The organism is Enterobacter cloacae complex sp. 2024EL-00711 (genome assembly GCF_047529885.1).
Taxonomy (GTDB): Bacteria; Pseudomonadota; Gammaproteobacteria; order Enterobacterales; family Enterobacteriaceae; genus Enterobacter; species Enterobacter ludwigii.
Genome location: NZ_JBLIZC010000001.1, coordinates 175,476 through 189,839, shown reverse-complemented (window position 1 = coordinate 189,839; position 14,364 = coordinate 175,476). Strand labels below are relative to the sequence as shown.

The 14,364-nt window shown below is 53.6% G+C and carries 12 protein-coding genes; 6 read left to right on the top strand and 6 right to left on the bottom strand.

Annotation, left to right across the window (positions count from 1 at the left end; all coding sequences use genetic code 11):
- The first annotated feature begins 105 nt into the window (after positions 1-105).
- On the top strand, positions 106-1,641 hold the full coding sequence (locus ACMVME_RS00960; protein ID WP_032680941.1) for a methyl-accepting chemotaxis protein: 1,536 nt from the start codon (positions 106-108) through the stop codon (positions 1,639-1,641).
- A gap of 347 nt (positions 1,642-1,988) precedes the next feature.
- Positions 1,989-3,485: an L-asparagine permease gene (gene ansP, locus ACMVME_RS00955; protein ID WP_020884034.1), complete on the top strand. Its 1,497-nt coding sequence runs from the start codon at positions 1,989-1,991 to the stop codon at positions 3,483-3,485.
- A gap of 71 nt (positions 3,486-3,556) precedes the next feature.
- On the opposite strand, the gene ACMVME_RS00950 is transcribed toward ansP, so the two are convergent.
- A complete protein-coding gene (locus ACMVME_RS00950; RefSeq protein ID WP_032680940.1) occupies positions 3,557-4,618 on the bottom strand; it encodes a YncE family protein in 1,062 nt (353 codons plus the stop codon).
- A 241-nt stretch (positions 4,619-4,859) separates the two neighbouring features.
- Between ACMVME_RS00950 and pqqU the strand changes: the two genes are divergently transcribed.
- On the top strand, positions 4,860-6,974 hold the full coding sequence (pqqU, locus tag ACMVME_RS00945; protein ID WP_032680939.1) for a TonB-dependent receptor PqqU: 2,115 nt from the start codon (positions 4,860-4,862) through the stop codon (positions 6,972-6,974).
- Between the two features lie 133 nt (positions 6,975-7,107).
- Here pqqU and ACMVME_RS00940 read toward each other — a convergent pair whose 3' ends face one another.
- The 3 genes from ACMVME_RS00940 to ACMVME_RS00930 form a co-directional block, all read right to left on the bottom strand.
- Entirely contained in the window at positions 7,108-7,776 is a 669-nt protein-coding gene (locus ACMVME_RS00940; protein WP_020884031.1) for a GntR family transcriptional regulator, read from the bottom strand.
- Between the two features lie 253 nt (positions 7,777-8,029).
- Positions 8,030-9,070 (bottom strand): NADP-dependent oxidoreductase, encoded by a 1,041-nt coding sequence (locus ACMVME_RS00935; protein ID WP_032680938.1) that lies wholly within the window; start codon positions 9,068-9,070, stop codon positions 8,030-8,032.
- A gap of 65 nt (positions 9,071-9,135) precedes the next feature.
- On the bottom strand, positions 9,136-9,711 hold the full coding sequence (locus tag ACMVME_RS00930; protein ID WP_032680937.1) for a helix-turn-helix domain-containing protein: 576 nt from the start codon (positions 9,709-9,711) through the stop codon (positions 9,136-9,138).
- Positions 9,712-9,861: 150 nt separating this feature from the next.
- Between ACMVME_RS00930 and ACMVME_RS00925 the strand changes: the two genes are divergently transcribed.
- Together ACMVME_RS00925 and ACMVME_RS00920 are read left to right on the top strand one after the other, a co-directional pair.
- Positions 9,862-10,380: a GNAT family N-acetyltransferase gene (locus tag ACMVME_RS00925; protein WP_020884028.1), complete on the top strand. Its 519-nt coding sequence runs from the start codon at positions 9,862-9,864 to the stop codon at positions 10,378-10,380.
- Positions 10,377-10,826: a DMT family transporter gene (locus tag ACMVME_RS00920; protein ID WP_014170257.1), complete on the top strand. Its 450-nt coding sequence runs from the start codon at positions 10,377-10,379 to the stop codon at positions 10,824-10,826. Before ACMVME_RS00925 ends, ACMVME_RS00920 begins: the two co-directional genes overlap by 4 nt.
- 14 nt (positions 10,827-10,840) lie before the next feature.
- On the opposite strand, the gene ACMVME_RS00915 is transcribed toward ACMVME_RS00920, so the two are convergent.
- Together ACMVME_RS00915 and ACMVME_RS00910 are read right to left on the bottom strand one after the other, a co-directional pair.
- A complete protein-coding gene (locus ACMVME_RS00915) occupies positions 10,841-11,074 on the bottom strand; it encodes a YdcY family protein (RefSeq protein ID WP_032680936.1) in 234 nt (77 codons plus the stop codon).
- A gap of 51 nt (positions 11,075-11,125) precedes the next feature.
- Complete coding sequence (locus tag ACMVME_RS00910; RefSeq protein WP_025204114.1) at positions 11,126-12,724, bottom strand: ABC transporter substrate-binding protein; 1,599 nt, start codon at positions 12,722-12,724, stop codon at positions 11,126-11,128.
- A 283-nt stretch (positions 12,725-13,007) separates the two neighbouring features.
- On the opposite strand from ACMVME_RS00910, the gene ACMVME_RS00905 reads away from it, so the two are divergent.
- Positions 13,008-14,360: an SrfA family protein gene (locus ACMVME_RS00905; protein WP_032680933.1), complete on the top strand. Its 1,353-nt coding sequence runs from the start codon at positions 13,008-13,010 to the stop codon at positions 14,358-14,360.
- Positions 14,361-14,364 lie beyond the last annotated feature (4 nt).

Below are 14,364 nucleotides of genomic sequence, written 5' to 3'. Positions count from 1 at the left end.
TTTCGTAGAGAATATGCCGACAGTAAAAATAAAAACAAACCTTACAAACTTGCCTGAATGTTTAACGGGCTCTTTTTTTATTGATATATGACCATGGGGTTACTGATGCGGAATAACACTCCCGTTACACAAAACGAGTATTTACTTAACGAAGGTTCGACGCTTATGTCGACCACCAATACGCACAGCCATATTACCTATGCGAACTCTGCCTTTATTGACGCCAGCGGCTATAAAGAAGAGAGTCTTCTCGGTGAGCCGCATAATCTTATTCGCCACCCCGACATGCCTGCCGAGGCGTTTGGCGACATGTGGTTTACCCTGCAACAGGGTGAGACCTGGACGGGGCTGGTCAAGAACCGCCGCCAGAACGGCGATCACTACTGGGTGCGCGCCAACGTCACCCCGGTTTATCAGAATGAAACGTTAACCGGCTATATTTCTGTGCGGAATATTCCTTCGCGTGAAGAGATTGCTGTCAGTGAAAAACGGTATGAGAAAGTGCGCAATAATGAATTAAAACATCATCGCTTTTATAAAGGCCTGTTTGTTCGCCACGGTCTGTTCTCTTTTGCGTCGCTGTTTAAACGCCTCAGCACCAGTAAAAGGATCCATCTTGGTATTGCGATAACCGCCCTGTTCGCCTGCCTGCAGCTGTTTATATTTGCCGATCGTATTGTTGAGTCTGTAGGTCTGGCTCTGCTATTTATTGCCCTGGCCGTATATCTTCATGCGCAAATTGCGAAGCCGGTTAAATCCATTGTCCAGCAAATGCAGCGGGTGGTTTCAGGACGTAAAGCGGACTATTACCATTTTGACCGCGTCGATGAAATCGGCCTGATGATGCGCATGGTGAATCAGTCGGGTCTGAACCTCCATTCGCTGGTGGACGATGTCGGTGCGCAAATCAGCGGTATAAGTACAATCAGCCAGCAGGTGGCGAAAGAAGGTATGGCATTACAAACGCGTACCGAAGAAACCGCAGACTTTCTGCAGCAAACGGCCTCAGCCGTGGAAGAAATTGCCAGCGCGGTTCAGCAGACGGCTGAAACGGCGAAAGACGCGATCCTGATGGCAGATCGCACCCGCACCAGCGCTCACCGCGGTGAAGCAATGATGAAAGAGACTATCGGCATGATGCAGTCCGTGTCGCAGGATAACAGCCAGATCGTCGACATCATCAGCGTCATCGATCGTATCGCCTTCCAGACCAATATTCTGGCGCTGAACGCGGCCGTTGAAGCGGCGCGTGCGGGTGATGCCGGACGCGGTTTTGCGGTCGTGGCGGCCGAAGTCCGCAACCTTGCCCAGCACTCTGCCACCGCGGCCAAAGAGATCAAAACGCTTATAGAGAAAAACGTTTCCAGCGTGAACGCCGGCGTGGAGAAGGTCGAGCAAACTGAATCGCAGCTCACGGTGATGATTGGCAATGTCATGGAGATGTCTTCTCTGATTAAGGAGATAGGCCACGCCACGCAGGAGCAAACACAGGCGCTGACCCTGATTAACGCGTCCATCTCCCGCATCGGTACAATGACCCAAAACAATACCGGTATGGTGGATAACGTGACGGACGCCGCACACCATCTGACGCAGCGCACGACCCGCCTGCAACAGGCGATTGCCGTTTTTGGCGGTTGAGCAAAGGCGCCGTTATGCGCTGGTTGCTTTGCGCAATCATTAAGCGAAACTGATGATTAAAGCACCACTTCATTAATGGATTTGTCTAAAAACTCACCGCTATTCAGCGTGTTGTGATCCCCGTCTGCTCTGACCACACGATTTCCTTCGACGTGCATCACTTTCGGCACGGTTATATTTTGCGTCGCTTATGAATTGCAGGTAGGATGCCTCGCCATGTTTCGCCTTATCCATACGCAGAATGACTGGGAAGGCAACATGTGTTTGCGCAGAAGCAATCGTTTGTATTGCACTCTGCCAGGCAGGACTATCACGATAATGGTTCAGACAGGCAAACAGGTAACTCAATGAAAACAAGCAATAAAAGCGCAGCCGATCATCACGCTGCTAAACGTCGCTGGTTAAACTCCCATGAAGAGGGCTACCACAAAGCGATGGGCAACCGTCAGGTTCAAATGATCGCCATCGGCGGCGCTATCGGAACGGGTCTGTTTTTAGGTGCTGGCGCTCGTCTGCAGATGGCTGGCCCGGCTCTCGCCCTGGTCTATCTGGTGTGCGGGATCTTCTCTTTCTTCATTCTTCGTGCATTGGGCGAACTGGTACTGCATCGCCCTTCCAGCGGCAGTTTTGTCTCTTACGCCCGTGAATTCCTCGGTGAAAAAGCGGCCTACGTTGCTGGATGGATGTACTTCGTCAACTGGGCAATGACCGGTATTGTCGATATCACCGCCGTCGCGCTTTACATGCACTACTGGGGCGCGTTTGGTGATGTGCCACAATGGGTGTTTGCGCTGGGCGCACTGGCCATTGTCGGCACCATGAACATGATCGGCGTGAAGTGGTTCGCGGAGATGGAGTTCTGGTTCGCGCTGGTAAAAGTGCTGGCCATCGTGGTGTTCCTGGTCGTAGGTACGGTGTTCCTCGGTAGCGGTAAACCGCTTGATGGCAATGCCACCGGTTTCCACCTGATCACTGATAACGGCGGTTTCTTCCCGCATGGCCTGCTGCCTGCGCTGGTGCTGGTTCAGGGTGTGGTGTTCGCGTTCGCGTCCATTGAGCTGGTCGGCACCGCGGCGGGTGAATGTAAAGACCCACAGACCATGGTCCCTAAAGCCATTAACAGCGTTATCTGGCGTATCGGTCTCTTTTATGTTGGTTCCGTGGTGCTGCTGGTTCTGCTGCTGCCGTGGAACGCCTATCAGGCGGGTCAAAGCCCGTTTGTGACCTTCTTCTCTAAACTGGGCGTGCCTTATGTTGGCAGCATCATGAATATCGTGGTGCTGACGGCAGCACTCTCCAGTCTGAACTCGGGTCTTTACTCCACCGGTCGTATCCTGCGCTCCATGTCGATGGGCGGCTCGGCGCCGAAATTCATGTCGAAGATGAGCCGTCAGCATGTGCCTTACGCGGGCATTCTGGCGACGCTGGTGGTATATGTCTTCGGCGTGTTCCTGAACTACCTGGTACCGTCTCAGGTATTCGAAATCGTGCTGAACGTTGCCGCGCTCGGCATCATCGCCTCCTGGGCCTTTATCGTGGTCTGCCAGATGCGTCTGCGCAAAGCGATCAAAGAAGGCAAAGCCGCTGAAGTCAGCTTTAAGCTGCCGGGCGCACCGGTGACCTCCTGGCTCACTCTGCTGTTCCTGTTCAGCGTGCTGGTGCTGATGGCGTTTGATTACCCGAACGGTACCTACACGATCGCCACCATTCCTCTGCTGGCCGTATTGCTGATTGCCGGCTGGTTTGGCGTGCGTAAACGCGTACAAGAAATTCACAGCACGGCGCCGGTTCATCCTGATGATGCCAAACACGACGCCCCGCTGGTTGAAGAGACGTCGCGTTAATATCGACCTGCTGGTTAATACAAAGGGAAGGCATTGCGCCTTCCCTTTTTCTTTGTGTTGAGGAGCGAAACTTAGAGCGTGATACGAATCACGTCATCAGGCTGGGTGGCTTCCTGCTGACGGGTCGATTTTTGTTTTACCGTCACATACAGGGTTTTGCCATCCGCTGAGAGCGCCAGACTGTTCGGGTAGACCGGGGTGTCGAAGGTTTTGGTAACGTTGTAGGTTTTCGCGTCGATTACGCTCACCTTACCCGCTTCACGGTGCGTCACATACGCTTCGTTGCGCGCCGGGTTAAACAGAACGGCCAGCGATTCAGGCACGGCAATTTTCTTGATGACGCTGCCGTCCTTCAGATTCACCACCAGCACTTCCGGCTGCTTTGAGTCGGTTAAGAACGCACGCTGTCCGGCGGTATCCAGGCTCAGATTCAGGTAGAAGTGCTCCTTACCGTCGTCCTGCACTTTTTTACGGCTGAGGATTTTGTGGGTTGCCGTATCAATCGTCACCAGTTCGCCATCAGCATTGGTGGTGTAAAGACGTTTTGCCTTCGCATCCAGCGCCAGGCCGGTGCTGAATTTACCGGTACTGCCGATGGTCTCTTTCAGCTTCAGCGTTGCACCATCCACCACCCAAATCGCGCTCTCCTGGCCTACGCCGGTGATGTAAACCGTGTTTGTGCTGTCATCGGCCACCAGCTGGCGCGGCTGCAGCGGTTTGACGGTTTCACTGCGCTGACGGTTATCCAGCACCAGTCGCCCTTTCACGTCACCTGTTTTGGCATCAATCGCGGTTACCGCGCCGTTGATGGTGTTACCAAACCACAGTGTCTGTGTGGCATTATCAAGGGTGGCACCGAACGGTTTGAGATCGTTATGAATGACCTGCGTCACGTCCAGCGTGACCGGGTCAAGGCGATAGACAATCCCGCCTTTGTCCGTTTTGCGGCTCTGCGATGTCGCGACCCACAGCGCATTCTCCTGCTGGCTCACGGCCATTTCATATGCGCCTTTCCCGACCGCTTTGCGCAACATCTCTTCGGCAGCATGAACCTGGAAGGTTCCGGCAAACAGTAACGCCCCTGACAGCAGAGACATACTCAGGCGCGGCGAGCACAGATGACGTAAAGACATAACAATTCCTTTTTTGAACACTGGGTTTACTGCTGACATCACTTCCGGCAGGCAACGTCATGGCATTGCCGTCTTGATAATGAGAATAGTAATCATTTATGAGTTAAATGTGGAGTTTTTCTTTCCTCCCTGGCCTTTCATTAACGCAATGTGCGGTTATAGTTTTCAAAAGATTTACAAAAGATTTAACATATATGGACATGTTCCATTTGGTACGTTTTTTCCATAACCGGTCTATTTCATGAAAATCATTTCTGCCCGTAAGGCAACGCTTCCACTGCTGCTGGTTCCTGTTATCTCTGCGCCTCTCACTGCGATGAGTGCTGATGAACAGACCATGATCGTCAGCGCCACGCCGCAAACCGTCTCGGAGCTCGATACCCCGGCGGCGGTCAGCGTCGTGAATGGCGATGATATGCGTCATGCTGCGCCACGCATTAACCTGTCTGAATCTCTTGGCAGCGTGCCGGGACTGCAGATCCAGAACCGCCAGAATTACGCTCAGGATCTCCAGCTTTCGATGCGTGGGTTTGGTGCCCGCTCAACCTTCGGCGTGCGCGGTATCCGTATGTATGTCGACGGTATTCCGGCAACCATGCCGGATGGACAGGGACAAACCTCCAATATCGATCTCTCCAGCGTGGACAGCGTAGAAGTGCTGCGCGGCCCCTTCTCTGCCCTTTATGGCAACGCCTCTGGCGGCGTGATCAACATGAAGACCCAGACCGGGCAGCAACCGCCGACCATCGAGGCCAGCAGCTATTACGGCAGTTACGGTACCTGGCGCTATGGAATGAAAGCCACCGGCGCGATGGGTGACGGGACGCATGCCGGGGATGTGGACTACACCGTGTCCACTACCCGTTTCACGACTAAAGGTTATCGCGACCACAGCGGCGCGCGGAAGAATCTCGCCAACGCTAAACTGGGTGTTCGTATTGATGACGTGAGCAAGCTGACGCTGATTTTCAACAGCGTGGACATGAAAGCCAACGATCCGGGTGGACTGAGTGCCCAGGAGTGGCATGACAACCCTCGCCAGTCTCCGCGTGGCGATCAATACAATACGCGCAAGACCATCAAGCAGACCCAGGCTGGCCTGCGCTACGATCGTCAGCTCAGCACCCAGGACGATCTCAGCGTCATGATGTACGCCGGCGAACGTGAAATGACGCAGTACCAGTCAATTCCTTATCAGCCTCAGCTGAGACCTTCCCACTCCGGCGGCGTGATTGATATGCAGCGCCATTACCAGGGGATTGATACCCGCTGGACGCACCGTGGCGAACTGCTGGTTCCGGTCACCTTTACCACCGGTCTGAACTACGAAAACATGAGCGAAGATCGTCGCGGATACGAGAACTTCGTCATGAACAACGGCGTGCCGGAGTACGGCGTCAAGGGCGACAAACGTCGTAACGAACGTAACCTGATGTGGAACGTCGACCCGTACCTGCAAACCAGCTGGCAGTTAACGCAGAAACTCTCCGTGGATGCCGGCGTCCGTTACAGCTCGGTCTGGTTTGACTCCAACGACCATTACGTGACCCCGGGCAACGGAGACGACAGCGGTGACGCAAGCTATCATAAGTGGCTCCCGGCCGGTTCGGTGAAATATGCCGTGACCGATGCGTGGAATCTCTATGCTGCGGCAGGTCGCGGGTTTGAAACGCCAACCATCAATGAGCTCTCTTATCGTGCGGATAACCAGGGCGGCCTCAACATTGGCCTGAAACCTTCCACGAACAATACCTATGAAGTGGGCAGCAAAACCCGTATCGGTAATGGTCTGCTGACGGCAGCGCTGTTCCGCACCGATACGGATGATGAGATTGTCGTCGATGCCAGCGCTGGTGGTCGTACCAGCTATAAAAACGCCGGTAAAACCCGTCGTCAGGGGGTTGAAGTTTCCCTGGATCAGCAGTTTGCTGAGAACTGGAAGCTGAAAATGGCGTGGACCTATCTGGACGCCACCTATCGAACCAACGTGTGCAGCACCGGCGACTGTAACGGCAACCGTATGCCGGGCATTGCCCGCAACATGGGTTATGCCTCGTTTGGCTGGCAGCCGGAAGAAGGCTGGTATGCGGGATCGGATGTGCGCTACATGAGCGATATCATGGCGGATGACGAGAACACGGCGAAAGCCCCGTCCTACACGGTGGTTGGGCTGAATACCGGGTATAAATTCAACTACGGTAACTGGGGAATGGACGTCTTTGGTCGCGTCGATAACCTGTTCGATAAAGAGTATGTCGGATCGGTTATCGTGAATGAATCCAACGGGCGTTATTACGAACCTGCACCGGGCCGTAACTACGGCGTAGGTCTGTCGGTCTCTTATCGCTTCGAGTAAGCAAAAAGCATTCTTTTTTGCTGAATATTATTTTTATAAATGGAATAACGCTCCTGATGGCAATAAGCCATCAGGAGTATTTAACCAGGAATATAATTCGCGGCAGGATATAGTCGCTCTGCTAAATAATCTCTCAGTTAAAATATTGTCGCTGTAAAAGCGTGTTCGCTTCGTCAATCAACGTCTCTATCGCCTTCTGACTGCCATCAACATCTCTTCGCTCAAGCGCGGACAGGAGCTCGGCGTAGTGATAAGTCGACACCTTGATGTCGTTAAGCTCCTGATGCAGATAGTTCATGCAAGGTCCAATACGCACCCATAGCTGCTCAATTAAGGCGCTGAGTGTCGGCATTTCCGCGTACTGATAAAGCGTAAACCGAAAGATGCGGTTAGCATGCAGCGCCTGCTGAACGTGCCCGTTGCGCATGGCTTCATGGAATGTCTCTGATAGCTTGCGCAACACCTCCAGCTTATTTTCCGTCATATGCTGACAGGCGGCAGCTACCGCCATAGGCTCAAGCTGTTTTCTGATGGCGTTAATCTCGTTATAACGCTCAAGCGTGACCTCAGGAACCAGAAACGCCTGGGCCGGCGTGGCGTGCAATGCCCCAGACGACACCAGACGCAAAAGCGCCTCGCGAACCGGGGTAATACTGGTTCCTAATTTATCAGCAATTTCTTTGGTAATCAGTCGAGCGCCAGGTTTCAGTGAGCCTGTAATTAACGCGCCTTTCAAACTGAGTTCGACTTGCATGGTAAGACTGATCCTTTGCGCTTTTTCTAAATGGTCCAAATCAAGCATGTTCAATTCCTGTAGCTAATACTTAATGCTATTTTTAAACGCCGTTTTTTATAAACGACGCTGTTCCGATATATCCTGTATCGTCATGCCTGGTGATGGGAAATCTGTAAAAATGTCAAGAAATGCAAAATTTATTTTTTTCGTTTTCGTGCTCATCTGAACGGAAGGCGCGAAAAGCCATGTCCAGTTAATTAAAGACAATATATCGTATCTTCACAAATAAATATGGCGGGAAACCCCGCCATATTTTAGATTATTTATTGTCACCCGCGACGCGAATCACGACTTTGCCGAAGTTTTTTCCTTCAAGAAGGCCAATCAGCGCCTCAGGCGCATTCTCCAGGCCCTCTGTAACCTGCTCACGGTAGTGAATTTTGCCTTCCTGCACCCAGCGCCCCATCTCATCCTGGAACTCCTTGATGCGATGGCCGTAGTCCTGAGCGATGATAAACCCCTGCATACGAATACGTTTCTTCAGAATCGTCGCCATCAATAACGGCAAACGATCCGGCCCTTCCGGCAGACCCGTCGCATTGTAACCGCTCACCAGACCACATACCGGTACGCGCGCCGAGGTGTTCAGTAAGGGCAACACGGCGTCAAAGACTTTCCCGCCGACGTTTTCATAATAGACATCAATCCCTTTCGGGCAGGCCTTTTCCAGCTGGGCCGCGAAGTCATCGGCATGATGATCCAGGCACTGGTCAAACCCGAGCACCTCGACGGCATGGCGGCATTTTTCTGCACCACCGGCAACGCCGATCACCCGGCAACCTTTGATTTTACCGATCTGCCCGACCGTCGCACCAACCGGCCCCGTCGCCGCCGCAACCACCAGCGTTTCACCGGCTTTAGGCTGGCCGATGTCCAGTAGCCCCATATAGGCGGTAAACCCTGGCATACCCAGAATGCCCAGCGCCCACGAGGGGTGAGAAATATTATCGCCCAGTTTCACCAGGCCGCTGCCGTCTGAAATTTCATACTCCTGCCAGCCGCTGTAGCCCAGCACCCACTCACCCGGCGTATAGTCCGGATGGTTTGACTGCTCCACGCGGCTGACCGTTCCCCCCACCATGACCGCCCCAATTTCCACTGGCGGTGAATAGGAAGGTGCATCACTCATGCGGCCACGCATGTAAGGATCAAGCGACAGCCAGACCGTGCGCAGCAAAAGCTGTCCTGCCTGAGGTTCAGGAACAGGCTGCTCTTCCAGACGAAAATTCTCCGCGACCGGCGCACCGTGCGGACGAGAAGCCAGAACCCAGCGGCGATTTTGCGAAACAGATTGATTCATCAGGAACTCCTTCTGGTACAAATGTCATTAGAGCCTGGCTCATGATCGGCGTAAACGCTTTAACTTTACGAGCCAGACTGGTTATGCCGCACAACCAGATAGATACAGGTTTCATTCGTCTCATTAATGAACCGGCAGTCGTTAGGCGGCCCCAGTTCCAGGCAATCACCGGCGTGCATTTCATGACGGGTATCGCCCTCCTGGAAAACCAGTTCGCCAGACTGCAGCCAGATAAGCTGGCGCGCCAGCGCATACGACGAAGCGGGCATAGGGACATCGCTTCCCGCCGGCAGCTCAACCTGAACAAGATCGATGGGCAGATCGGTGCGGGGTGAAACGTGGCGGCGGAGGTAGTGTGTCTGAGGGTCACGCCAGACGGGCTGGTTTTCCAGACGCAGCAGCTTTCCTTCCTGCATTTCGGCCCTGGCGATCAGCGTTGACATGCTGATGCCAAACGCGCCGGATAACCGCGCGAGCAAGGTCGCCGTCGGGCTGCTGTCCCCGCGCTCTATCTTGTGGATCATGGCGCGCGAGACGCCGGCCCGGTCAGCAAGCTCGCTTAATGACCATCCTCGCGACTCGCGTTCAAGGCGAATTCGCGCGCTAATCCTTTGATTCATTGTGTCTGTCATAGTATTCATGACGTCATACTATAGTGTATGAACGGCATTTCAACGCGGTTTTGATAACAAAAAAATCTGGCTTATGTCATAGCCATCCGTCTGTACAGTTGTGTAATATCGTACTCACAACGTAACACTATAGTGAACAACACACTCAGAGGTTCAAACATGATCGTTCGTCATGCCTGCAAAGAAGACTGCGCCGCTATTGGGGAGATTTACAACCACGCGGTGCTGCATACTGCCGCGATCTGGAATGATAAAACCGTCGATACGGATAACCGCATTGCCTGGTTTGAGGCGCGTGCCCTCGCAGGCTACCCGGTGCTGGTGAGTGAAGAGAATGGCGTTATCACCGGCTACGCCTCGTTTGGCGACTGGCGCGCCTTTGACGGTTTCCGGCATACGGTAGAGCATTCTGTCTACGTTCATCCGGATCATCAGGGCAAAGGTATTGGCCGCACGCTGATGAACGCGCTGATTATTGAAGCGCGGACCCTCGGCAAACACGTCATGGTGGCGGGCATTGAGGCGCAAAACCAGGCCTCTATTCATCTTCATGAGACGCTCGGTTTTGTGACCACCGGTCAGATGCCGCAGGTGGGCACGAAGTTTGGCCGCTGGCTGGATCTGACCTTTATGCAGTTGCAGCTTGATGAGCGCAGCGATCCGGACGCTATCTCATGAATCAGTCTCTGACGCTGGCTTTTCTGGTAGCGGCGGGAATTGGCCTGGTGGTGCAAAACACCTTAATGGTGCGCATCACTCAGTCCTCCTCGACCATTCTTATCGCGATGCTGCTGAATTCTCTGGTTGGCATTGTGCTGTTTGTCAGCATTCTGCTGCTAAAACAGGGCTTCGCCGGATTTAGCGAGTTGGCTTCAACGATCCGCTGGTGGACGTTGATCCCGGGGCTGTTAGGGTCGTTTTTTGTTTTTGCCAGTATCAGCGGCTATCAAAATGTTGGCGCAGCGACAACCATCGCCGTGCTGGTGGCAAGCCAGTTGATTGGCGGGCTGGTAATGGATGTACTCAGAAGCAATGGCATCCCCTTGCGCGCGCTGATTGGCCCGGTGTGCGGTGCCGTAATGCTGGTGGTCGGGGCGTGGCTGGTTGCGAGACGCCAGTTCTGACCCCCGGCTCACCGCTACAGAATCGTACCGCCTTTGGTCAGCAATTCCTGACGGGCGTCCATCTCTTCTTTATGTTGCTTACCGTGATGTGCAATCGCGGTACGCAGACGCTGCTGCTGACTGTAGCGATCTTCACGACTTAACGCTGCGTCATCGCTCAGTTCGATCAGCAGTTCATTCATTCGGCTAATCACTCCCGCTTCGATGGCGGTATCGACACGGGCGATAACTTCATTTAAATGTGACATTGTCACTCCTTGCCAGATGCTCGGCAGGCGCGGTGCCTGCCGGGAAAAATGTCAGTTCAGTTTCGCTTTGGAGAAATCGCTGCCCATCAGGCTCACGCTGTACCCCGTTACGTTGCTGCGGGTGGCGTAGAACGTTTTGCCGTTCGCCAGCGCAATCCACGGTGCCTGAGCATAGAAGATCTCCTGCGCCTGGCTGTAGAGTTTCGCACGCTCACCCGGGTTGCTGGTCAGTTTGGCTTTCTTGACCAGATCATCATACCCCTTATCGCACCAGCGCGCGGCGTTCGATCCGGTTTTGATGCTGTCGCATCCCAGCAGTACATCAGCAAAGTTATCCGGGTCGCCGTTATCGGACATCCAGCCAAACAGCGCGGAATCATGCTCCCCTTTACGCATACCGGAGAGATACTCGCCCCACTCGTAAGAGACAATTTTGGCCTTCACGCCGACTTTTGCCCAGTCGCTCTGGATCATCTCCGCAATACGCTTCGAGTTAGGGTTATACGGACGCTGCACAGGCATTGACCACAGCGTCACGTCCGCGCCCTTCTCCAGACCGGCCTGTTTCAACAAAGCTTTCGCTTTTTCAGGATCGTAGCTGTAGTCCTTCAGATCGTTATTAAAGCCCAGCATATTCGGCGGAATGGGTGATTTCGCCACCGTACCGGAACCCATAAAGACCGCATTCACGATGGCTTTTTTGTCCGTCGCATAGTTCAGGGCCTGACGCACCAGCACGTTATCAAACGGTTTTTTCTCGGTATTGAACGCCAGATACCCCACGTTCAACGCCTCCACGGCGTGCAGCTTCAGGTCTTTATTTTTGTTAATAACATCAAACTGAACCGGTGACGGCGCAGGAATAATCTGGCATTCGTTGGTCTGCAGCTTCGCCAGACGCGTTTCTACGTTTGGCGTGATGGAGAAAATAAGGTGTTTCGTCGGAACCGCACCTTCCCAGTAGTTCGGGTTAGCGACGTAGCGGATCAGCGAATCCACTTTGTACTGCTGCAGAACGTACGGCCCGGTACCAATCGGCCAGGTATCGACATTCTCAGGCGTCCCTTTTTTCAGCATCGCGTCAGCGTATTCAGCGGAAAGAATAGAGGCGAAATCCATCCCCCAGTCAGCAAGGAATGCGGCGTTTGGTTCGCTCAGCGTAAACTGCACGTGATAATCATCAACCTTTTTGACGTCCTGAATCAGCTTGTCCAGACCTACGTCATTAAAGTATTCATAATTACCCTGCGAGACATTGTGATAAGGATGCTTAGGGTCTTTCTGACGCATGACGGAAAAAATAACGTCATCCGCATTAAAATCACGGGTCGGCTTGAAGTATTTATTGCTGTTGAACTTGACCCCTTTACGCAGCGTAAAGGTATAAGTCTTACCGTCCGGGGAAATTGTCCAGGACTCTGCCAGCGACGGTACCGGGGTGTTTTTCACCGGGTCGAAATTGATCAGGCGGTTATACAGGACCTGAGAACTGGCCACGAATGACGGGCCTGAGCTGGCGATCTGCGGGTTGAAAGACTCGGGTGATGCTTCAGAGCAATAAATGATGGTGTCATTATTCGCCGCCCATGCGGCACCTGCTGGTAAGAGAGTGCTCAGCGCGAGGGCGAGCAGCGTTTTCCCTGTAGACATGGTTATAACCCTGGCAGTTTTATTATATTGGACTGTAATAACAGCACAGCCGCTATAACCTGGCAAATAACGAATCACTATCAGGTTATTCTAAAGCAACGTTTTCCGCTGGTTTTACAGCCAGTGCGCCAGAGGTTGATTTGCCTTAAGTGCCATTATTCGTCAAGCACAACCGCACCTTTCTATGCCACAAGAAATCGTCCCTTTTGGCGTCTCTTCCTCCGTTTGGTTGCTTCCCGATTTCGTTAAAGTAACGGTGTGAAGAAGTATATGGGATCAAATCGTGGCAAAAACTCTTTTACGCAGCGGTAATCTGGATGACTTTCAGGCCGTTGGCGGCGGCGGACAAGCCGTTTTTGAATCAGCGTTACAAATCCGGGAAGCGCTCCGGTTACGCAAACAACAGGCGATTGTCGACTGTCTGGCTATTCCGCAGGTCAATGATGGTGGCGACCGTGTCGACTGGTATTCGCCGGTCGACGGTAGTGTAACCAGCTGGAAAGCGGCGAACGAAGACGATCGTTATCGCGCCCTTCGCTATCTGGAAAATACGCTGGCCAGCGTTGAATCGCTCAGTAAGAAGTGCCTGCAGTCGCCAAAAACAGCGCAACAGCTTTTCGGCTCCCTGCTGTCGAAAGCATTTCAGTTTCCCGGCGAAAATTTCCTTTTCCTGGTTGATGGAAAGCCGGTCATAAGCTTCTGGGGGTTTGTAAACCTCAATGAGAATGCGCGTGACGACGTACTCGACTGTTTACGTGAATCGCTGATCCCTGAGCCAGCCCCGATTGTCATTGAAGACCCTGAACCCGAGCCGGAACCGACCCCAGTCCTGACCTTTGAACAGGCCGATGAGCCGCTGATCGCCCCGGCCACGGTGGTGCGCATCACGCCGGACGAACTGTATACGCCTGAGCCTGCGCCGGTCATTGTGCCGCCTGTGGAAGAACCCGAGCCAGAGCCTGCGATCGTAGCCAAAAAACGCCGCGTTCCCCTGTGGACGCTTCCGGTTGCCGCCGTGATCGTTGCCGCGATTGCCACCCCGTTGCTGTGGCCAAAACAGGCCCCTTCTGCCGAGCCAGTGGCTGTCGTTGCCCCTGAACCTGTCGCCATTGCGCCAAAGCCGATTAAAGCCGTTGAGCCACTGCCGATGAAATTACCGCTGCATCAGGCAGAGGTGGTCGCAAGCAAAGAAAAAGAGCCGGCTCCCGTTGCTACCCCAGCGCCTGCGCCGGTTGTGATTGCGGCGATCCCGAAAGACGCCATGGTCATGGAAGCAAACCAGGTGAAAGCGGGGTCGACGCGTTTTCTGAACGGAACATGGCGTGCGATCCTCGACGTGAAAGATCCGATTACCGGCAAACCACCGTCGCTGCGCTATCAGATCCAGAACAATAAAGGCTTCGCTCGTGTTGTTCACGGTGACAATGTTGTCTGCCGCGTGGAGGTTTTCTCCGGGCTGCACAGCAATGGCGAACTGATGATTAAGAGTCGCGGTAATGCCCGCTGCACAGACGGTTCACGCTACCCGATGCCGGAAGTTGCCTGTAAAGCAGGTACCAGCGATGTCGCTGAATGTAATGCCCGTTATGATGCCAAAACCGTCGTTCCACTGACGTTCAAGAAAGCAGGTGCCTGACCCT